Source organism: Streptomyces tibetensis (genome assembly GCF_040647715.1).
Lineage (GTDB): Bacteria > Actinomycetota > Actinomycetes > Streptomycetales > Streptomycetaceae > Streptomyces > Streptomyces tibetensis_A.
In genome coordinates this window covers 322,483-341,811 of the sequence record NZ_JBEZCR010000009.1, presented here as the reverse complement: position 1 = coordinate 341,811, position 19,329 = coordinate 322,483, and the positions used below count along the sequence as shown (strand labels likewise).

Genomic DNA, 19,329 nt, shown 5'->3' with positions numbered 1-19,329 from the left:
GGGGACGAGGCGGAGCGACAGGCGGGGGACGAGGGCGCACGCAGGCGTTGGCCACCGGTTGATCGCCGCTGTCCGCACGGCAGTAGGGTGACGCCCGTGGCACCACGACCCTTGCATGAAATCGTCGAAGCGGGCTGGGCGAAGGCCCTGGAACCGGTGGCCGAACGCGTCGCCGCGATGGGGGACTTCCTTCGCGCGGAGATCGCCGCGGGACGCACCTACCTCCCGGCCGGGCCGAACGTTCTGCGGGCCTTCCAGCAGCCGTTCGACGACGTACGGGTCCTGATCGTCGGTCAGGACCCGTACCCCACTCCCGGGCACGCGGTGGGCCTGTCGTTCTCGGTGGCGCCGGAGGTGCGGCCGCTGCCCGGCAGCCTCATCAACATCTACCGCGAGCTGAACGCCGACCTGGGGCTCCCCGAGCCGTCCAACGGCGACCTCACGCCGTGGACGCGGCAGGGTGTGCTGCTGCTCAACCGGGCGCTGACCACCGCCCCGCGCAAGCCCGCCGCACACCGGGGCAAGGGCTGGGAGGAGGTCACGGAGCAGGCCATTCGGGCCCTGGCGGGGCGCGGCAAGCCGCTGGTGTCCATCCTGTGGGGCCGTGACGCCCGCAATCTGCGCCCGATCCTCGGCGATCTGCCCTCCGTCGAATCCGCCCACCCCTCCCCCATGTCGGCCGACCGGGGCTTCTTCGGTTCCCGCCCGTTCAGCCGGGCCAACGATCTGCTGATCCGCCAGGGTGGCCAACCGGTGGACTGGCGCCTGCCATGACCGGGACGCCGGCGGATGCCGGGTTTCTCGCCGTTGACTCCGGTGGCTCCGGGCTCCGGGCCGTGATCGGGACCGCCGAGCGCGGCCCGCTGGCCCGCCGGGCGTCCGATGAGCCGGTACGCACCGGCGAGCGGGGCATCGACCCCGAGCACTTCATGGCGCAACTCACTCCGTTGGTGAGCGCGTTGACCGCCGAGGCGGGAGCCGTGCCGCTGACCACCGTCGCCGTCGGCGCGGCCGGCATGGCCTCCCTGGGGGGCGGGCTGCGCGCCGAACTGCCCGGTGCCCTGGCCCGGGAATGGGGGGTGCGCCGGGTCGCACTGGCCGCCGATGCCGTGACCGCCTATGTGGGTGCGCTCGGGCCGCGCCCCGGTGCCGTGATCGCCGGCGGTACCGGGCTGATCGCGGTGGGCACCGATCTGACCGGCTGGCGGCGCGCGGACGGCTGGGGGCATCTGCTCGGTGACTGCGGGGGCGGTGCCTGGATCGGCCGGGCGGGCCTCGAGGCCGCGCTGCGCGCCCACGACCGACGCCAGGACGGCTCGGCCCGCCTGCTGGCCTGCGCCGAGGAACAGTTCGGGCCCGTCGCGGGACTGCCCGGCGCGCTGTATCCCCGTCCCGACCGGCCCGCCGTGCTCGCCTCCTTCGCACCTCGTGTGGCCGCCTGCGCGGACGAGGATCCCGTCGCGGCGGGCATCCTGCGTGCCGCCGCCCGGCACATGGCGGACTCCGCGGCGGCCGTGTGCCCCTCCGGCGGTGAGCCGTGCGTCGCCGTCACCGGCGGCCTGTTCGAGCTGGGCGACCCACTGCTGGGACCCCTGGACGAAGAACTGACCGGGCGGCTCCCACGGGCGCGGCGGGTGCCGGCCGAGGGCGATCCGTTGCACGGCGCGGTGCGCATCGCGGCCGAACTGAGCACCGGTTCCCTCACGCTGCCCGGTGACGAGAGGATGCTGTCGGTGACCATCCGTTCGGGTGATTGATCCGACCGCGTCCGATCCATACGCAACTCATCCGTACGTAACTCAATAGACAAAACGGGACGGATACCGCTCACCTGCACCCTCCCCGAACAGAGGAACCCAGGAAGCCAGTAACATGCGGCGCCATGAGTTCCCCCACTGGGCCCGCGGATGGCCTGCCCGTACGAATGCCGCGCCCCCGCCAGCCCGGACGGCACCGCCGCCCCGAGCCGCTGGTTGCTCCCGAGGGCGCGCCCGCGCTCGTCCTCGCCGTGCCGGGGACGCCCAGTAGCACCACGCGCAGCCTCGCCGAAGAGGTCGTGAGCATCGCCCGCTCCGAGCTGCCCGGCCTCGATGCCCGCATCGGATACCTCGACGGGGACAACGCGGAGTTCCCCTCGCTGCAGGCCGTGCTCGTGCACGCGGCCGAGGAGCGCACGGCCCGTTTCGAGCAGGCCCGTGCCGCCGGCATGGACGTCAAGATGCCCGACGGCCCCGTCGCCGTCGTCGTGCCGCTGCTCGCAGGCCCGGACGGTTCGCTGCTGCGCCAGGTCCGCCAGGCCCTCATGGAGAGCCGTGTCGCCGCCGAGCTGACCGACGTGCTCGGCCCGCACCCGCTGCTCGCCGAGGCGTTGCACGTGCGGCTGTCCGAGGCCGGTCTGGCCCGCGCGGACCGTGCCCGGCTGTTCACCGTGGCGACCGCCGCGGACGGCATCATCCTCGCTTCGGTGGGCGGTGACGAGGCGGTGCAGGCGGCTGGCATCACCGGCATGCTGCTCGCCGCGCGTCTCGCCGTTCCGGTGATGGCCGCGGCCCTGGACCAGGAGGGCTCCATCGCGTCCGTCGCCGAGCAGCTGCGCTCCTCGGGCTCGCAGCAGCTGGCGCTCGCGCCGTACCTGATCGGCCCGGAGATCGAGCAGGTCCTGCTCGAGGAGGCCGCGAAGGAGGCCGGGTGCTCCGCCGCCGAGCCGCTCGGCCCGTACCCGGCGATCGGCAAGCTGGCCCTGGCCAAGTACACGACGGCGCTCGGCATCGCGCCGCAGCAGCCGCAGAGCACGCCCGTGCGCTGACACCAGGCGCCGCGCAGGACATCGAGAAGGCCCGCTCCGGTTCGGAGCGGGCCTTCGTCGTCGAGGGCGGGGCGGGCGGTCCTGGTGACTTCCGCTCAGCCGAGGACCACGTACGAGGCCGCGGTCACCCTGGTCGAGCCGCCTCGTCGTGGGACGCCCGTGAGCGGGTCGACCGCGAACCAGGTCACGTCGCCGGAGCGCTCGTTGGCGACGTACAGGTAGCCGTCGCCGGCGGTGAGGGCGCGCGGCCAGTGGCCGCCGCAGGGCACCGTGGTGACGAGCCGCAGCCCTTCACCCTCGACGGCGAGCACGGACAGGACGTCCTCGCCGCGGGTGGCGGTCCAGACGAAGCGGCCGTCGCGTGAGGCGGCGATGCCCGACGGGTAGGCGTCGCGCGCCGGTGCACCGGGCAGGACCGGGGTTTCGGACAGCGGTGTCAGAACGCCTTCCGTCGCGTCCCAGCGGCATACGGTGACGGAGGGGCTGAGTTCGTTGACGACGTACGCGTGGCGGCCGTCCGGGTGGAAGGCCAGGTGACGCGGCCCCGAGCCGGGGCGCAGGGCGGTCTCCCGGTGCACGGCGAGGGCACCGTCGGTCAGGGTGCACACCCGCACCGAGTCCGTGCCGAGGTCCACGCTGACGGCCCAGCGGCCGCTCGGGTCGGGCTGCACCTGATGGGCGTGCGGCCTCTGCTGGCGGGGCGTGTGCGGACCGGCGCCGCTGTGCCGGAGCACGCGGGACGCGGACCGCGCGAGTGTGCCGTCGGGGCGGAGCGGGACCGCGGTGACGCTGCCGGAGCCGTAGTTGGCGGTCAGGAGGTGCCCGGCGTACAGGCTGAGGTGGGTCGGGCCGCTGCCGTCGACCGGGACCGGCCGTCCGGCCGGCTCGGGCTTGTCCCCGTCCACCCGGTACGCGGCCACCGCGCCCTCGGCGGTCTCACTGACCGCGTACAGCATCTCCCCGTCCGTCGAGAGCGTCAGGCAGGAGGGGTCCGGGACGGCGTTCACGCTGCTCAGCACGGTCAGCGCGCCGGTGTCGGCGTCGACCTCCGCCATCACGATGCCGGGGCCGCCGGCCGCCGTGAACGACCCGATGAACGCCCGCCGCCTGCCGTCCGTCACCGCTGTCCCCTCTCGTCCGCGCGGCCGGGTGGTCCGCCCAGCCGATCATGCGCGGTCTAGACCAGACGGTCAAGGGTGCCTCGCCCGGTCGGCCCCGGGCCCGGCGGAGCGCGCACCGCCACCGTGCCGGCCCAGAGCCGCTGACGTCCTCACGGCGCACATCACCACCGTGCCGACCCAGGGCGCGTCACCGTCTCACGGCGCAACTCGGGCCCGTGCCGACCAGGGGCGCCTGCGCCCTCACGGTCCCGTCAGGCGCCCACCAGCGGTGAGCCCGACGGGGTGCGCAGGGGGCGGGCCAGATCGGCCAGGGCTCGCTCCAGGCCGTGCAGATGGGCCAGGGCGGGCTCCGCGTGGGGCAGGCCGTCCGCGTGGACCGCGATGTCCCTGCCCTCGGTGAGGGCCTCCACAGCGGCCTCCACCCGTCGGCAGGCGGTGGCGAGACGGGCGTCGTGGGAGGCCTCCGGGTCCGCCGCGACGGCGACCAGACCGCGGATTTCGCGGGCGCAGTCGTCGAGGAGGGCCAGCACGTGCCGGGCCCGCCGTTTGCGGCCGAGCATCGGGTTCAGCGGGTGCACGAGCGGGGCGACCGAGAGCCGTACCCGGGCGAGCAGCTGCTCCAGCTCGGCCACCCGCGGGCCCGGGTCGGCGTCCGCCGCTCCGGCCAGGCGCCGGGCGGTCTCGACGGCGCAGGCGTGCACGCAGCGCAGGGCCCGCCGGATCCAGGCGTCGGTGATGCTGTGGGTGGTCACGGGCAGGACGAGGATCACGGCCAGGGCGGCGCCGAGCGCTCCGACGCCGGTCTCGGCGAGCCGCAGTGCGAGCAGTCCGGGGCCGAGCACGCCGAGGAGACCGTAGAGGAGTCCGGCGAGGAGGGTGACCCAGAGCATCATCCAGGTGTAGGACACGGCGGCGGTGTAGAAGATGCCGAACACGCAGGCGGCGGCCAGCGCGGCCGTGACGGTCGGGTCGCCGTGCACGGGCATCGCCACGAGCAGACCGAGGGCGATGCCGATGACCGTGCCGAGCAGCCGCCGGAAGCCGCGGACCAGGGTCTCGCCCCGCGAGGTGGTGTTGACGAAGATCCACCAGGTGGCGCCGACGGCCCAGTACCAGCGCTGCCCCGACACCAGCTGGCCCACGACGAGGGCGAAGCCCGCCCCGGCGGTCGCCTGGATCGCCTGGCGGGTGGTCACCCGCGCCAGACCGGTGCCGCCCGGCGGGGCGGGCGTGGACGGCGGGGGCAGGCGGCGCTCGTAGCACCAGAGGCCGAAGCGCACCGCGGCGGCGGCGAGGACCGACAGCAGGACCGCGGCGTACAGCTCCAGCAGCCGGCCGGTGGTGGCGTGCAGGAACTGCGCCACGAAGAAGGTCATGAACGCGAACACGCCGAGGCTGTGACCGCGCGGGCCCCAGCGGCGCGCGTACACGCCCGCACCGACGACGGCGAGGAAGGTGAGGTCCCGGGCCACCGGGTGGTCGTGCAGCTCGGCCGCGGCGGTGAGCACGGGCAGGCCGACGGCGGGCAGCAGAGCGGTCGTGACGGCCTGGCCGCGGACCGTCGCGTCCGTGACGGTGAACAGGGCGAGCAGGGCGGCGAGACCGCCGGTGACGGCACCCGCGAGGGAATGCCCGGCGAGGCCGCACAGGGCGACCGCGAGCGCGATGCCGAGCACGGCCCGCGCGGCGAACCTGAGCCGCGTCCGCCCCGGATCCGGAGCCATGAACACCCTCTTCAGCACCGCTTACCGCCCCTCTCGTCGTACCGGCCACAAGTACGCATGAAAAAGGCGCCGCGGGGTCCGCAGCGCCATCGACGCACCCATATCAGCATCCCGGAGGCCACTGGCTCAACCGGCTCCTTCTAGACTGGGCCATTGGTGCAGCCTGAGCGGCCGGGGAACGGCCGCAGCAGAGCCAACGGACGAGGAGGAGGCGCCATGCCCGTGGACGAGCTCGACACCCGCATCCTGCGGCTGCTGCTGGAGCAGCCACGTACCAGCGTGCGCGAGTACGCCCGGATCCTGGGCGTCGCCCGGGGCACCCTGCAGGCAAGGCTCGACCGGCTGGAGCGCGACGGTGTGATCACCGGCACGGCACCGGCCCTCTCCCCCGCCGCGCTCGGGCATCCCGTGCTCGCGTTCGTCCACATCGAGGTCACCCAGGGCCATCTCGACGAGGTGGGGGACGCTCTGGCGGCGGTGCCGGAGATCGTGGAGGCGTTCTCGATCACGGGTGGCGGGGATCTGCTGGCCCGGGTGGTGGCCCGGGACAACGCACATCTGGAGGACGTCGTCCAGAAGCTGATCAGCATGCCCGGGGTGGTGCGCACCCGTACCGAGGTCGCCCTGCGCGAGCGCGTGTCCCACCGGATGCTGCCGCTGGTCGAGTCGATCGGGCGGTCGGCCCGCGGATGATCTTTGAGAGCATGGCCGCATGAGCGAGCTCCGCGGAATGTCAGTCATCTTCGATCTCGATGGAACACTCGTGGACAGCGAGCCGAACTACTACGAGGCAGGCCGCCGGACGCTCGCCGAGTACGGCATCACGGACTTCACCTGGGCGGACCACGAGCGCTACGTCGGCATCAGCACGCAGGAGACGGTCGCGGACTGGAAGGACCGCTACGGCCTGCCCGCCTCGGTCGAGGAACTGCTCGCCGTGAAGAACCGCCACTACCTGGAACTGGCCCGCAGCGCCACCCGCGCCTACCCGGAGATGCGTGCGTTCGTCGAGCTGCTGGCGACCGAGGGCGTGCCCATGGCCGTGGCCTCGGGATCGTCGCCGGAGGCCATCGCGGCGGTGCTGACCGGAACCGGGCTGGACGCGCGGCTGCACACCGTGGTCTCCGCCGACGAGGTCGCGCACGGCAAGCCCGCTCCGGACGTCTTCCTGGAGGCGGCCCGCAGGCTGGGCGCGGCCCCGTCCGACTGCGTCGTGCTGGAGGACGCCGCTCCGGGCGCCGCCGCCGCGCACGCGGCCGGCATGCGCTGCATCGCGATCCCGTACGTCCCGGCCCAGGCCGACGCACCCGAGTTCGCGACCGTGGGCCTGCTCCTGCGGGGCGGCCAGGAGCAGTTCACGGCACGGTCGGCGTACGACTGGCTCGTCGGCTCGGCCGACCTGTCCTGATCTGGCCTCTCCCGTCCCGTGCGGGGAGCATGGCGAGCGGATTCTGCGAACTTTTTTGCGGCAGGGGTGATTGTTTCGCCCCCGGCGTCCGTACCTCCTGGTGTTGGGCCGTTCATATCCCAGGAGGCACGATGCGCATCTCGCGCAGCACGGCAGGAACCGCGTTCGTGGGCGGTGCGTTGATCCTTACGCTCACCGCGCTCGCCTACCCGAGCATGCTGGGCGTGCAGAACACCGCTTCCGGCCAGGACCGCATCATCGCCAACACCCAGTGGGGTCCGCTGACCGAGGCGGACCGCGACTTCGTGGTGCGCGTGCGCGCGGCCGGGCTCTGGGAGTACCCGCTCGGGCAGATGATCAAGGAGCGGAGCACGTCGCCGGAGATGCAGGAAGTCTCCAAGCACCTGCTCGTGGGGCACGGCCGGCTCGACGCGGGCTGCCGCAAGATCTCCACGGACCTGGGCATCACCCTGCCGAACGAACCGTCGCCACAGCAGCAGCAGTTCGTGGCGACGGCCGAGGGCAGCACCGGCAAGGAGTTCGAGTCCACGGCCGTGACCATCATGCGTGTCGCGCACGGGGGCATCTTCCCGACGATCGCCAAGATCCGGGCAACCACCCGCAACAGCCTCGTGCGGGAGCTCGCCGACACGACCAACGACACCGTTCTGGACCACATCACGGTGCTGGAGAAGACCGGCCTGATCAACCAGGAGCAGGTCAGCTTCCAGATCACCGCCCCGCCCAAGCTTCCCCAGGACCAGACGACACCGCCGCCGCCGCAGCAGGGTGCGCCGGTCCGCGTGCTGCCGATCCCGGACGACCTGAAGGACTTCCAGACGGTGGCACCCAACCCCTCCTTCGGGGCGCCGGCGCCCTCTCCGTCGGCAGGCTGAACAGACACGGGTACGCGTCCGGGGCTGCGGTCCGTCCGCCGGCCCCGGACCACGAACGACGGCTGACCGGTATCGCGCAACGGCCTCCGCGAGCACCACGAACACGGCAGGCCCCGGTGCCACGAACGACGGCCGTCCCCGGTGCTGAGAACGACGACAGGCCCCGGTATCACGAACGGCGGCGGGGCTTGCCCCGTCTGGCGCCCTTGGGCGCGCCGCTCCCGCTCTGCCCCGTCCGCTTCACCCCCGCCGACTTGGCGCCAGCCGACTTGCCGGGCGCCGGTTTCCGCCGGGCGCCGCCCCGGGCCGCGTCCGTGGACCTGCCCTGCGTCGGCGGCTGCTGACGGCCCCGGGTGCTGTTGACCGTGCGGCCGCGGACGATGCCGATGAAGTCCTCGACCTGGTCCGTCTTCGCGTCCTCGGGCCAGGCAAGGGCCACGCTCGACTCGGGGGCGTCGGTGAGGGGCCGGTGGGTGAGGTCCTTGCGGTGGTGGAGCCGGGCGAGCGACAGCGGGACCACGAGGACGCCGATGCCCGCCGCGACCAGTTCGACGGCGTCGGCGGTGGTGGCGGGCCGATCGAGGGCAGGACGCCCGGGGAGGGTCTCCCAGTCGAGGACGTCGTCGAGCGGGTGCAGCACGATGTCGTCGGCCAGATCCTCCGGCGCCACCTCGTCAACGGCCGTGACCAGGTGATCCTTGGGCACGACGACGACCGTCTGCTCGGTGTAGAGGGGAATCGCGCTGAAGACCGTCCGGTTCACCGGTGTGCGGACGAGGCCCGCGTCGGCCTCCCCGCCCAGCAGCCGCTCGGCCACCTCTCCGGCCGGCACCTGCGTGAGGATCAGCGGGACATCGGGCTGCCGCTCGTTCCAGATGCGCACCCACTTGTCGGGCATCACCCCGGGGACGTAGGCGAGCCGGAACGAGGGGGTTTCATCCGAGCCTGTCACCTCGCCAGGTTACCGGGCGTGGTCAGGGGTCGTGCACACGCTCGATACCCTGGGAGCCATGACGTCGCACCAGAGCACCCAGACGATGAAGCCCGCTACCGCGGCCAAGAAGCTGGGTGTGTACCTCGAAGCCACACCCGCCGAGTTCCGGGAGGGTGTCGTTTCGCGCGCCGAGCTGAACGAGCTCCAGGCGAACCCTCCGCAGTGGTTGCAGGACCTGCGGCGCAACGGCCCGCACCCCCGCCCGGTGGTCGCCGCCAAGCTCGGCGTCTCCATCGCCGGTCTCGCCCGCGCGGGCGTCACCGAGCCCCTCACCACCGAGCAGATCGAGGCCCTGAAGCAGGAAGGCCCCGAGTGGCTCGAGCGGGAGCGCACCACCCAGGCCGAGGTCCGCAAGGAAGCGGCCCGGATCAAGAAGAAGAACGCCGAACGTCAGGCCTGACCTCAGCACCCCTCGTTTTTGGACGGCCCCCACCGGATGATCCGGTGGGGGCCGTCGCTGTCTCCTGGGTGTTACCGGGCGCCGTGTGGCATCGGTGAAACCTTTCGGCCATGTCTTGACATGGCGCTGAAACGATCCGTAGCTTGGCCGATCATTTAGATTCGTGAAGCGGGTTCACGAATATGAACGGAGAACCACCCATGCGGGATCGCCGACGAAGTCTCCGCCTGGCTGCCACGCTCACCGTCTCGGGGCTCCTGTTCGGAACGGCAGGCTGCGGCTCCGGTTCCGGCAGCGCCCGGGCCGGCGACCCGAACACCCTGGAGGTGTGGACCCGGAGCGATCCGGAGTCCGCCAAGACCTACGACCGGGTGTTCGCCGCCTTCACCCAGAAGACCGGCATCAAGGTCGACTACCAGCCGGTCATGAACTTCGACCAGCAGCTCCAGAGCCGGGCGTCCGTCAAGGACCTGCCGGACGTCATGATCAACGACACGGCCCTGATGGGCAGTTACCAGTCCCAGGGTCTCCTCGAGCCCATCACCCCGGCCTCCATCGCGGGCCACGACGAGATCACCGCCAAGTCCTGGGCGACCACCGTGGGCCGCGACGGCAGGCACTACGGCATCCCCTACTCCCGCCAGGCCATGACGCTGTTCGTCCGCAAGGACTGGCGCGAGAAGCTCGGCCTGCCACAGCCGAAGACCTGGCAGGACACGCTCGTGCTCGCCAAGGCGTTCGCCACCCGCGATCCGGACGGGGACGGCAAGGAGGACACCTACGGCATGGTCGTCCCGGGCAGCGCCCAGAACGGCTACGTCGCATGGTGGGGCGCCAGCTACCTCTGGCAGGGTGGGGTGCAACTCCTGGAGAAGGAGGGCTCGGGCTTCCGGCCCGCCATGGACTCGGCTGCCGCCGTGCGCACCGTCACCTGGATGAAGAAGAACCTCTTCTGCGGCGACAAGGGGGTCGTCCAGCCCAGCGCCCTGACCTCCGTCACCTCGAACACCACCAACTTCCAGGACGGCAACGCCGGGATGTACCTCACCGGCCCGTACAACATGTCGACGTTCGACGCGGCGCTCGGCAAGGGCAAGTACGAGGTGCTGCCCGCGCCGGCGGGACCGGCCGGCAACAACGTGCTGGCCGACGGCGAGAACATCTACTTCGGCGCCAGGACCGGCAAGGCGAAGCAGGAGCAGGCGCTCGCCGCGTTCCTCATCTCCCCCGAAGGCCAGGAACTCGCCATGACCGGCGACCACCAGCCCGTCGTGCGCATCCCGGTCAACTCCACGCTCGACGCGGCGAAAGTGCGCCACGACCCCCGCTGGAGCGTGGTGCAGAAGGCGTACGAGACCGCCTCCGTGCAGTTCCCCAATGCGCCGGACTTCGCCCCGATCAAGCAGGACACCGCCGACGCGCTCAACGCGATCTTCACCTACTGCGGCAGCGACGTCCGCTCCGGCCTGAAGGAACTCAACGACACCCTCGCCGGTGACCTCAAGGACCAGGACCTGTTGAAATGACCGCGACCGCGACGACTGCCGGGCCACGCAGAGCCCGGATCATCAGCAAGAAGGCCGTACTGCCCTGGCTGTTCCTCGCCCCGGCTCTGCTGCTGGCCCTCATCTTCAAGTTCCTGCCGATGGGCAAGGGCGTCTGGCTCAGCTTCTTCGACGTACGGCCCTTCCTCGGCGACAAGTGGGTCGGCCTCGACAACTACACGCGGGTCCTGACCGATCACCGCTTCCAGGACGCCATCGGCCACACCCTGGTGCTCGGCATCGGCATGTCCCTCGGCGGGATCGTCGTCGGCTGTGCGCTGGCGCTGCTGCTGGAGGGCCAGGCCCGCTCACTGAAGATCATCCGTACCGCCGTGTTCCTGCCCGTCGTCACCGCCACCGCGGTGGTCGGCGAGATGTGGCGGCTGATGTACTACCCGACCTCCGACGGCCTCATCAACAGCGGTCTCGGACTGTTCGGGCTGGGTCCGGTGCCCTATCTGGACAACCCCGGCACCGCATTGTGGGCCACGATGGCCATGGGCATCTGGATGCTCGCCCCGTACAACATGGTGATCATCCTCGCGGGCCTCGCGGGCGTGGACCGCTCGCTGTACGAGGCCGCCGCGATGGACGGCGTCTCGCTGTGGCAGCGTCTGCGCCACATCACCCTGCCCGCCATCCGTCCCGCCCTCGGCATCGTCCTGACCCTCGCCGCCATCCGTGGACTGCGCGTCTTCACCGAGGTGTACGTCCTCACCGGCGGCGGCCCGGCCGGCTCCACCGACGTGTGGATGACCCGCGCCTACACCCTCGGCTTCACCCGTAACGACATCGGCGGTGCCTCGGCCGCCTCCGTGGTCCTGCTCTGCGTGACGCTACTGCTCACCGTCACGGTCAACTACCTCCGCAAGAGGGGAGACGCGAAATGAGCGCCCCTGCCATCGAACCCGTCCGCACCCCGGTGACCGCCTCCCCCACGCGGCAGTCCGGCGGCAACCGGCGCACCACGCCCGCCCGTTTCGACACCGCCCTCGGATGGAACGACCGGCCGGGCCCCGCCTGGGCGCTGCGCGTCCTGCTCTGTCTGCTCGCCCTGGGGGTCTTCGCGGCACCGTTCCTGACGATCTTCTCCGGTTCCTTCAGCGAGAAGGCCAGCGGTTCGACGCTGTCGTTCCTCCCCCACCACCCGACCCTGCTGAACTTCGAGGTGGCGGGCGAGCGCGGCATCTGGGACTACTTCGGCAACTCGCTGGTCATCGCGGGCGGTGGGCTGCTGCTCCAGCTCGCCGTGTGCACACTGGCCGCGTACGCGCTGGCCCGGCACAGGTTCCGCGGGCAGGCGCTGGTCCTGACCCTGTTCATGCTGACGATGATGCTCCCCGAAGAGGTCATCGCCATCCCGCTGTCGCTGGTCCTCGGGCATGTGCCCGTGCTCGGCGTCGACCTCAAGGGCACGGTCTGGGGCGTGATCCTGCCGCTCGGCGCCTGGGGTTTCTCGGTGATGCTGCTCACCGAGTTCATGAAGGACATCCCCACCGAGATAGAGGAGGCCGCCCGTATCGACGGCGTGGGCGAGCTGCGGATGCTGTGGCAGGTCGTCCTGCCGCTGTGCAAGCCCGCCCTCGGCGTGGCCGGGGTGCTCGGCTTCATCATGATCTGGGACCAGTACCTGCTGCCCCTGATCGCCGCCAAGGACCCCACCGACTACACGGTCACCGTCGCCCTGTCCGTCCTGCGCACCGACCCGCAGGTCGGCTCCGGGGTGGTGCTGGCCGGTGCGGTCATCGCCCTGATCCCCAGCCTGATCGTCTATCTGCTCCTCCAGCGCTCGCTGGTCACCGGCATCGCCGCCGGGGCCACCAAGGGCTGACCACCCACCCCACGTTTGAGGGAGACATGAAGTTCCACGGAGTGCTGTTCTTCCCGGTCACGCCGTTCGCGGCGGACGGTTCACTGGACGAGGAACGGCTCGCCCAGCACATCGAGTCGGGTGTCGCCGCGGGCGCGGGAGGTGTGTTCGTCGCCTGCGGCACCGGCGAGTTCCACGCGCTGTCGGCCGAGGAGATCGAGCGGGCCACCCGGGTCGCCGTCGAAACCACGGCCGGACGCGTACCGGTCCTCGCTGCGGCCGGCGGCCCCACCCCGGTCGCCCGCGACCAGGCCGCCCGCGTCGAACGCGCCGGCGCCGACGGCATCCTGCTGCTGCCGCCCTACCTCGTCAGCGCCCCGCAGCAGGGCCTGGTGCGCTACGTCGAGGAGGTCATCGCGACCACGGACCTGCCGGTCGTCTTCTACCAGCGGGGCACCGCCCGGCTCACGGCGCAGACGGCCGCGGAGATCGCCGCCCTGCCCGGGGTGGTCGGACTCAAGGACGGTGTCGGGGACATCGAGCGGATGCACCGCATCGTCCGCGCGGTGCGGGCCGTGCCGGGCACGGAGGACTTCCAGTTCTTCAACGGGCTGCCGACCGCCGAGATGACCGCGCCCGCCTACCAGGGCATCGGTGTGGAGCTGTACTCCTCGGCGGTGTTCGCCTTCGCCCCGGAGATCGCCCTGGCCTTCCACCGGGCCCTCGCGGAGAACGACGACGCCTTGGTCTCGCGGCTCCTCGACGAGTTCTACGGCCCGCTGGTCGCCCTGCGCGACGAGGTCCCCGGGTACGCCGTGTCGCTGGTCAAGGCCGGTGTGACCCTGCGCGGCCTGGATGTCGGCGGGGTACGGGCGCCCCTGCTCGACCCGACGCCGGAGCACCTCGCCCGGCTCGCGAAACTCCTCGACCACGGTCTGGAGGTGGCCGCAGCATGAGTGCCACGCGCATCCGTGAGCTGATCATCACCCCGATCGCCTTCGGCGACCCGCCGCTGCTCAACTCGAGCGGCGTGCACGAGCCGCTCGCCCTGCGGATCGTCCTCCAACTGGTCCTGGAGGACGGCACGGTGGGGCTCGGCGAGTCCCCGGGTGGCGCGGCCCGCCTGGAGCGGCTGCACGCCGCCGCGAAGGTCGTCGCCGGCATGGACGTCTTCGACACCACCGCCGTGTCCGCGGCGATCGACGCGGCGCTGCTCCCGACCGAGCCGAGCTCCCACGAGCGCGGCTGGACCACCTCGGCGGTCGAGGTGGCCTGCCTGGACGCGCAGGGCAGGCTGCTCGGCCGTCCGGTCAGCGACCTGCTGGGCGGGAAGGTCCGCGACGCGGTGCCCTTCGCCGCCTACCTCTTCTACAAGTGGGCGGAGCACCCCGCGCTCGACGGCCGGGCCGCGATCGGCGACGACTGGGGCGAGGCCCTCGACCCGGCCGGCATCGTCGAGCAGGCCCGGCTGATGCAGGAGCGGTACGGGTTCCGGTCGTTCAAGCTCAAGGGCGGTGTCTTCCCGCCCGACGAGGAGATCGCCGCGATGCGGGCGCTCGCGGAGGCCTTTCCCGGGCAGCCGCTGCGGCTCGACCCGAACGTGGCCTGGACGGTGGAGACGTCGAAGTACGTCGCCCGTGAACTCGACGGCGTACTGGAGTACTTGGAGGATCCGACCCGGGGCGTCCCCGCCATGGCGGAGGTGGCGAAGGACTCCCCCATGCCGCTCGCGACCAACATGTGCGTCATCGCCTGGGAGCATCTGAAGCCGGCCGTCGAGCAGGACGCGATCCAGGTGCTGCTCACCGACCACCACTACTGGGGCGGACTGCGCCGCACCCGTGAACTGGCCGCCGTGTGCGAGGCGTTCGGGCTCACCCTGTCGATGCACTCCAACTCGCACCTGGGCATCAGCCTCGCCGCGATGACCCATGTCGCCGCCGCCATCCCCAACCTCGACCACTCCTGCGACACGCACTACCCGTGGAACTCCGCGGACGACGTGATCGTCCCCGGCGCGCTGGAACTGCGCGACGGTGAGGTCAAGGTGCCCACCGGGCCGGGACTGGGCGTCGAACTCGACCACGACCGGCTGGAGCGACTGCACCGGCGGTACCTCGACTCGGGGAAGCGCAGCCGGGACGACACCGGTTACATGCGGCGGTTCCGTCCGGAGTTCGAGTCGAGGCTCCCGCGCTGGTGACGGCCGCGCGTGTTGCGCTCGAAGTTGACCGCGGTTGTGCGGAACGTGCCTTCGGCTGCCCTCGTTCGACCGGGACCGGCACGCCTCAAACGCCACACCGCGCCACCCCTTCCGGCGCATAGAAATATCTACGAGCATGGCTACGGCCGGGCGGCACGCGGAACCCCGCGGGCCACCGGCCGTGTCCAGCGCGCGCCCGACCGCGGCGCCACCGACTGTGCCTGGGGTGGCCATGCAGAGCGTCATGTGGAAGCAAGCCGTCGAGTGGCTCGCCGCGGCCGCCACGGACCCCAAGGAGTGCAAGCGGGAGTGGGACTACGGTGCGGGGACCATGCTCGTGGAGGCCGGGCGGTACTGGGACGTGCTGAGCGTCCCCGACCGGCTCGGCCTGCTCGCTCTGGACATCCTGTGGCGCGATCCGCTGAAGGTGCCCGGCCCTACCCTGGTGGACTGCGCCGCGCGCAGAGTGGGGTTCTTCCTGCCACCGGATCCGGTCAGCGAGTGGATCGGCTTCGGCGTACGGCACGTCGGCCGGGGTTCCTGGGTCGCCGTGCCGCCGCCGTACCGTCCCGCCGGCCGGCTGGAGTGGCTCGTGCCGCCGGACGGAACCGGCACCCTGCACACCCCCGGCCCGCTCGAATGGGCCCTGCGGGAGGCCAGCGGAACCCTCGCGGTGCTGGCACCGGTCAGTGCGGAGCCGGTGGTGACGGACGGCTGGTGACGCGGGCACCGGACGACGGCCCGGCAACCCCCGGGTGCCGGCCGGAGGCCGGGCGGGTGCCCGCGGGTGCGGCCGGGCCCGGGTACCGGCCGGCCGCCGGGTGAGGGGCGGCAGCCGGGTACGGGGCGGCAGCCGGACGCGGGGTGCCGGGGATGACCGGGCCCAGGTGCAGGCCGGTGGTCCACGCGGGGACAGCGGTCCAGGTTTCGCTGTCGGCGGGCGCGGCGAAGGAGACCCACTGGCCGTCGCGGTGCTCCGGGACCGCGTGGCCCCGCGCCTCCCACTCGGCGACCAGAGCCGCGTAGATCGGCGGGTGTCCCGCGTATCCGCTGGTGAGTTCGGCGTACGAGCGGGGTACCGCTTCGTTCCCCGGAAGGCGCCGCGCCGTCTCCGTGCTGTCCATGCCGGGGGAACGCGGCGCCGCGCACCGGTGGCACGCGAGCCGGACCCCGTCCGTCGGGTCGAGTGAACCCGTCACCCGGACGGCGGCACGCGGGCACCGGACAAACATCCAGTGAGGCGGTCGCCCGTTCAGAACGTCTCACCCCGGCCCGGCCAAGTGCTCGACCGGGGCCGACGCGTCCGGTAACACTGACCTCACCCCGAGAGACCGGTACGACGGCAGGGAGAGGCCATGTCACAGCGCCCTGACCTCACGCAGCGCAGGGCCGTGCTGGAGCACGAGTGGTCGCGCTGGGTGCCGCGGCTGGGCGTGCCGGGCACGCGGCCCGGCGGCACCGCCGTACTGCGCCACGAGGTGAGCGAGTCCTGGGCGCGTTCGCTGGGCAGCGTCGACCCGGGCCGCGACAGCGCCCCCGTCACCGACGACGGCCTGGTGCACCAGCGCTGGACCTCGTCACCGCTGTACGGGCCGGTCTCCGCTCTCGCCGGGGAGCTGCACAGCATCGCCGAGGACGCCGGGTTCGTCTCTGCGGTCACCGACGAGTCCGGCACCATCCTGTGGACCTGCGGCGGCCCTGCCATGCGCCGCAGGGCCGAGCGGGTCAACTTCGCGCCGGGCGGCCGCTGGGACGAGCAGGCCATGGGCACCAACGCGCTGTCCCTCGCCCTGCGCACCGGCCGTCCCAGCTCCGTGTTCTCGGCCGAGCATCTGGTGTCGGCCCTGCACGGCTGGGTCTGTTACTGCGCGCCCGTGCACGGCAGGGACGGCAGCGTCCTCGGCGTCCTGGACCTCTCCACGACCTGGGACCGGTCCCACCCACTGGCCATGTCCACCGTGCGCACCCTGGTGTCGACGATCGAGGCCCGCCTGACCGCGGAGGTGTCCCGCCCGACTCCGCTGCGGCTCACGTGCCTGGGCACCGAGCGAGCGCTGCACGAGGGGCGGCCGCTCCCCCTGCGCCCCCGGCAGTTGGAGATCCTCACCCTCCTCGCGCTCGAACCCGACGGCTTCTCCCCGGAGCGGCTGCGCGCGGCCCTGTACGGCGACCGGCCGGTCACGTCGTCCACCTTCAAGGCGGAGATCTCCCACCTGCGCCGGGCGCTGGGCGGCGCGATATCCCCCCGCCACTACGCCCTCACCGCCCCCGTGTCCTGCGACGCCGCAGACGTCCTGCGCGCGCTGGAGCAGGGCGACACGGACAGCGCCCTGGGGCACTACGGCGGCCCGCTCCTGCCCCGCTCCGAGGCCCCCGGCGTCGAGGAGTGGCGCACCCGCCTCGAAGTGGCGGTACGCGAGGCCGTCCTGGCGAGCACCCGCCCGGACCACGCCCTGCGCTACGGCGAACGCGCCCCGTACGACGCGGAGATACACGAGCACGCGCTGCGGCTGCTCGGTCCGGACGACACGCGCCGCGCCATCGCGGCGGGCCGGCTGACGACGGCCCTGCGCGACTGACGGCCTGTGCGGCCGGCACCCGCGCGGCTGCAGTGCCCTCGCCGCACGCCAACCTTGCGCCAACCTCCCGGGAGCACAGTGAGGGACGTCGCGACCGTCCCGCACCGCCCTTCACCGAGGAGAGCCGCCATGGTGTACGCGCAGCCCGGAACCGAAGGCAGCATCGTTTCCTTCGCCCGCCGGTACGACAACTTCATCGACGGCGACTGGACAGCGCCGGTCGAGGGCCGTTACTTCGAGAACCCGACACCGGTGACCGGCAAGGTCTTCTGCGAGGTCGCCCGTTCCACCGCGGCCGATGTCGACCTCGCCCTGGACGCCGCGCACCGGGCGGCCGACGGGTGGGGCCGTACGTCCACGGCGGAACGCGCGAACGTCCTCAACAGGATCGCGGACCGCATCGAGGAGAACCTGGAGAAGATCGCGGTCGCCGAGACGTGGGAGAACGGCAAGCCGGTCCGTGAAACCCTCGCGGCCGACATCCCGCTGGCCGTGGACCACTTCCGGTACTTCGCCGGAGTCGTCCGCGCGCAGGAGGGCAGCATCGCGGAGATCGACGCCGACACCGTCGCGTACCACTTCCACGAGCCGCTGGGTGTGGTCGGTCAGATCATCCCGTGGAACTTCCCGATCCTCATGGCCACATGGAAGCTCGCGCCCGCGCTGGCCGCCGGCAACTGCGTGGTCATCAAACCGGCGGAGCAGACCCCGGTCAGCCTGCTCTACGTCATGGACCTGATCGCCGACCTGCTCCCGCCGGGCGTGGTCAACGTGGTCAACGGCTTCGGCGTGGAGGCGGGCAAGCCGCTGGCGTCCAGCCCCCGGGTGGCGAAGGTGGCGTTCACCGGCGAGACGACGACCGGCCGCCTGATCATGCAGTACGCGAGCGAGAACATCATCCCCGTCACCCTGGAGCTGGGCGGCAAGAGCCCGAACATCTTCCTGCCCGACGTGATGGCCGCCGACGACGACTTCCTGGACAAGGCGGTCGAGGGCTTCGTGATGTTCGCCCTCAACCAGGGCGAGGTCTGCACCTGCCCGTCCCGCGCCCTGATCCCCTCCTCGATCTACGACGACTTCATGGCCCGCTGTGTCGAACGCACCGAGGCGATCGTCGGCGGCGATCCGCTGGACCCGGCCACGATGATCGGCGCGCAAGCGAGCAACGACCAGTACGAGAAGATCCTCTCCTACCTCGACATCGGCAGGAAGGAGGGCGCGGAGGTCGTCACGGGCGGCAGGCCCCGCGCGGTGCCCGGCCTCGATGGGGGCTACTACATCGAGCCGACCATCTTCCGCGGCACCAACGACATGCGGATCTTCCAGGAGGAGATCTTCGGCCCGGTCGTCTCGGTCACGACGTACGACTCGGTCGACGAGGCGCTGAAGATAGCGAACGACACGTTGTACGGCCTCGGCGCGGGCGTGTGGACCCGCGACGGCAACACGGCCTACCGCCTGGGCCGCGAGATCAAGGCGGGCCGCGTCTGGACCAACTGCTACCACGCGTACCCGGCCCACGCGGCGTTCGGCGGCTACAAGAAGTCGGGCATCGGCCGCGAGACACACAAGATGATGCTGGACCACTACCAGCAGACCAAGAATCTTCTGGTGTCGTACTCGCCGAAGAGGCTGGGCTTCTTCTAGACACATGCGAAAAGGCGCCTGACCTGGGTTTTCACCCGTCAGGCGCCTTTCGTGCAACCCGTTCTCGACCGAGCCCGGCTTGCGCGCCAACTCCCAATTCCTCCCACGACTGCACCCCTGCTGACCAGTGCTTCCGGACCAGTCACGGACTAACAGCTCATCTCATTTGGCTGGATAGGCTGCGGCCTGTGGTGGGG

At 71.8% G+C, this 19,329-nt stretch carries 19 protein-coding genes; 15 read left to right on the top strand and 4 right to left on the bottom strand.

Translation table 11 applies throughout. From position 1 onward, the window contains the following. The first annotated feature begins 96 nt into the window (after positions 1-96). From AB0B29_RS25225 to AB0B29_RS25215, 3 genes are all read left to right on the top strand, one after another. Positions 97-774: a uracil-DNA glycosylase gene (locus AB0B29_RS25225; RefSeq protein ID WP_362243742.1), complete on the top strand. Its 678-nt coding sequence runs from the start codon at positions 97-99 to the stop codon at positions 772-774. Next, positions 771-1,757, top strand: a complete 987-nt coding sequence (locus AB0B29_RS25220; protein ID WP_362243740.1) for an N-acetylglucosamine kinase — start codon at positions 771-773, stop codon at positions 1,755-1,757. Before AB0B29_RS25225 ends, AB0B29_RS25220 begins: the two co-directional genes overlap by 4 nt. A gap of 125 nt (positions 1,758-1,882) precedes the next feature. Beyond that, a complete protein-coding gene (locus AB0B29_RS25215; protein ID WP_362243738.1) occupies positions 1,883-2,806 on the top strand; it encodes a sirohydrochlorin chelatase in 924 nt (307 codons plus the stop codon). A gap of 95 nt (positions 2,807-2,901) precedes the next feature. Here AB0B29_RS25215 and AB0B29_RS25210 read toward each other — a convergent pair whose 3' ends face one another. Beyond that, positions 2,902-3,927: a lactonase family protein gene (locus AB0B29_RS25210; RefSeq protein ID WP_362243736.1), complete on the bottom strand. Its 1,026-nt coding sequence runs from the start codon at positions 3,925-3,927 to the stop codon at positions 2,902-2,904. A gap of 251 nt (positions 3,928-4,178) precedes the next feature. After that, on the bottom strand, positions 4,179-5,669 hold the full coding sequence (locus AB0B29_RS25205; RefSeq protein ID WP_362243734.1) for an FUSC family protein: 1,491 nt from the start codon (positions 5,667-5,669) through the stop codon (positions 4,179-4,181). 198 nt (positions 5,670-5,867) lie between these two features. On the opposite strand from AB0B29_RS25205, the gene AB0B29_RS25200 reads away from it, so the two are divergent. From AB0B29_RS25200 to AB0B29_RS25190, 3 genes are all read left to right on the top strand, one after another. Further along, positions 5,868-6,344 carry an Lrp/AsnC family transcriptional regulator gene (locus AB0B29_RS25200; RefSeq protein ID WP_031111300.1) on the top strand — a complete coding sequence of 159 codons (477 nt, stop codon included), beginning with the start codon at positions 5,868-5,870 and terminating at the stop codon, positions 6,342-6,344. Between the two features lie 19 nt (positions 6,345-6,363). Further along, the gene (locus AB0B29_RS25195) at positions 6,364-7,059 is read left to right on the top strand and encodes an HAD family hydrolase (protein ID WP_362243733.1); all 696 of its coding nucleotides are present in this window, start codon (positions 6,364-6,366) and stop codon (positions 7,057-7,059) included. Positions 7,060-7,190: 131 nt separating this feature from the next. After that, positions 7,191-7,955, top strand: a complete 765-nt coding sequence (locus AB0B29_RS25190; RefSeq protein WP_362243731.1) for a DUF4142 domain-containing protein — start codon at positions 7,191-7,193, stop codon at positions 7,953-7,955. A gap of 169 nt (positions 7,956-8,124) precedes the next feature. Here AB0B29_RS25190 and AB0B29_RS25185 read toward each other — a convergent pair whose 3' ends face one another. Next, entirely contained in the window at positions 8,125-8,907 is a 783-nt protein-coding gene (locus AB0B29_RS25185; protein ID WP_362243729.1) for a LysR family substrate-binding domain-containing protein, read from the bottom strand. A gap of 58 nt (positions 8,908-8,965) precedes the next feature. On the opposite strand from AB0B29_RS25185, the gene AB0B29_RS25180 reads away from it, so the two are divergent. The 7 genes from AB0B29_RS25180 to AB0B29_RS25150 all read left to right on the top strand — a co-directional run bounded on the left by AB0B29_RS25180 (position 8,966) and on the right by AB0B29_RS25150 (position 15,627). Next, positions 8,966-9,349 carry a DUF5997 family protein gene (locus tag AB0B29_RS25180; RefSeq protein ID WP_362243727.1) on the top strand — a complete coding sequence of 128 codons (384 nt, stop codon included), beginning with the start codon at positions 8,966-8,968 and terminating at the stop codon, positions 9,347-9,349. Positions 9,350-9,549: 200 nt separating this feature from the next. Beyond that, positions 9,550-10,875, top strand: a complete 1,326-nt coding sequence (locus AB0B29_RS25175) for an ABC transporter substrate-binding protein (protein WP_362243725.1) — start codon at positions 9,550-9,552, stop codon at positions 10,873-10,875. Further along, a complete protein-coding gene (locus AB0B29_RS25170; protein ID WP_362243723.1) occupies positions 10,872-11,783 on the top strand; it encodes a carbohydrate ABC transporter permease in 912 nt (303 codons plus the stop codon). The genes AB0B29_RS25175 and AB0B29_RS25170 overlap by 4 nt, the downstream gene beginning before the upstream one ends. Continuing rightward, complete coding sequence (locus tag AB0B29_RS25165) at positions 11,780-12,724, top strand: carbohydrate ABC transporter permease (protein WP_362243722.1); 945 nt, start codon at positions 11,780-11,782, stop codon at positions 12,722-12,724. Before AB0B29_RS25170 ends, AB0B29_RS25165 begins: the two co-directional genes overlap by 4 nt. A gap of 26 nt (positions 12,725-12,750) precedes the next feature. Further along, positions 12,751-13,659 carry a 5-dehydro-4-deoxyglucarate dehydratase gene (locus AB0B29_RS25160; protein WP_362243720.1) on the top strand — a complete coding sequence of 303 codons (909 nt, stop codon included), beginning with the start codon at positions 12,751-12,753 and terminating at the stop codon, positions 13,657-13,659. Continuing rightward, positions 13,656-14,906, top strand: coding sequence for a glucarate dehydratase family protein (locus AB0B29_RS25155; RefSeq protein ID WP_362243718.1), 1,251 nt, complete (start codon positions 13,656-13,658; stop codon positions 14,904-14,906). The genes AB0B29_RS25160 and AB0B29_RS25155 overlap by 4 nt, the downstream gene beginning before the upstream one ends. Positions 14,907-15,138: 232 nt before the next feature. Continuing rightward, positions 15,139-15,627 carry a hypothetical protein gene (locus AB0B29_RS25150; protein ID WP_362243786.1) on the top strand — a complete coding sequence of 163 codons (489 nt, stop codon included), beginning with the start codon at positions 15,139-15,141 and terminating at the stop codon, positions 15,625-15,627. Here AB0B29_RS25150 and AB0B29_RS25145 read toward each other — a convergent pair. Beyond that, positions 15,593-16,030: a hypothetical protein gene (locus AB0B29_RS25145; RefSeq protein ID WP_362243717.1), complete on the bottom strand. Its 438-nt coding sequence runs from the start codon at positions 16,028-16,030 to the stop codon at positions 15,593-15,595. The genes AB0B29_RS25150 and AB0B29_RS25145 overlap by 35 nt on opposite strands. A 231-nt stretch (positions 16,031-16,261) precedes the next feature. Here AB0B29_RS25145 and AB0B29_RS25140 point away from each other — a divergent pair, with 231 nt between their 5' ends. After that, positions 16,262-17,485 carry a transcriptional regulator gene (locus tag AB0B29_RS25140; protein WP_362243715.1) on the top strand — a complete coding sequence of 408 codons (1,224 nt, stop codon included), beginning with the start codon at positions 16,262-16,264 and terminating at the stop codon, positions 17,483-17,485. A 129-nt stretch (positions 17,486-17,614) separates the two neighbouring features. Further along, positions 17,615-19,132: an aldehyde dehydrogenase gene (gene adh / locus AB0B29_RS25135; protein WP_362243713.1), complete on the top strand. Its 1,518-nt coding sequence runs from the start codon at positions 17,615-17,617 to the stop codon at positions 19,130-19,132. Positions 19,133-19,329 lie beyond the last annotated feature (197 nt).

Bases quoted from the DNA above. Each gene is read 5' to 3' on its own strand.
- AB0B29_RS25155 (WP_362243718.1), top strand. From the start codon at position 13,656: ATGAGTGCCACGCGCATCCGTGAGCTGATCATCACCCCGATCGCCTTC.
- AB0B29_RS25195 (WP_362243733.1), top strand. From the start codon at position 6,364: ATGAGCGAGCTCCGCGGAATGTCAGTCATCTTCGATCTCGATGGAACA.
- AB0B29_RS25180 (WP_362243727.1), top strand. From the start codon at position 8,966: ATGACGTCGCACCAGAGCACCCAGACGATGAAGCCCGCTACCGCGGCC.
- AB0B29_RS25170 (WP_362243723.1), top strand. From the start codon at position 10,872: ATGACCGCGACCGCGACGACTGCCGGGCCACGCAGAGCCCGGATCATC.
- AB0B29_RS25150 (WP_362243786.1), top strand. From the start codon at position 15,139: ATGCAGAGCGTCATGTGGAAGCAAGCCGTCGAGTGGCTCGCCGCGGCC.
- adh (WP_362243713.1), top strand. From the start codon at position 17,615: ATGGTGTACGCGCAGCCCGGAACCGAAGGCAGCATCGTTTCCTTCGCC.
- AB0B29_RS25190 (WP_362243731.1), top strand. From the start codon at position 7,191: ATGCGCATCTCGCGCAGCACGGCAGGAACCGCGTTCGTGGGCGGTGCG.
- AB0B29_RS25140 (WP_362243715.1), top strand. From the start codon at position 16,262: ATGTCACAGCGCCCTGACCTCACGCAGCGCAGGGCCGTGCTGGAGCAC.
- AB0B29_RS25175 (WP_362243725.1), top strand. From the start codon at position 9,550: ATGCGGGATCGCCGACGAAGTCTCCGCCTGGCTGCCACGCTCACCGTC.
- AB0B29_RS25160 (WP_362243720.1), top strand. From the start codon at position 12,751: ATGAAGTTCCACGGAGTGCTGTTCTTCCCGGTCACGCCGTTCGCGGCG.
- AB0B29_RS25200 (WP_031111300.1), top strand. From the start codon at position 5,868: ATGCCCGTGGACGAGCTCGACACCCGCATCCTGCGGCTGCTGCTGGAG.
- AB0B29_RS25165 (WP_362243722.1), top strand. From the start codon at position 11,780: ATGAGCGCCCCTGCCATCGAACCCGTCCGCACCCCGGTGACCGCCTCC.
- AB0B29_RS25220 (WP_362243740.1), top strand. From the start codon at position 771: ATGACCGGGACGCCGGCGGATGCCGGGTTTCTCGCCGTTGACTCCGGT.
- AB0B29_RS25145 (WP_362243717.1), bottom strand. From the start codon at position 16,030: ATGGACAGCACGGAGACGGCGCGGCGCCTTCCGGGGAACGAAGCGGTA.
- AB0B29_RS25215 (WP_362243738.1), top strand. From the start codon at position 1,883: ATGAGTTCCCCCACTGGGCCCGCGGATGGCCTGCCCGTACGAATGCCG.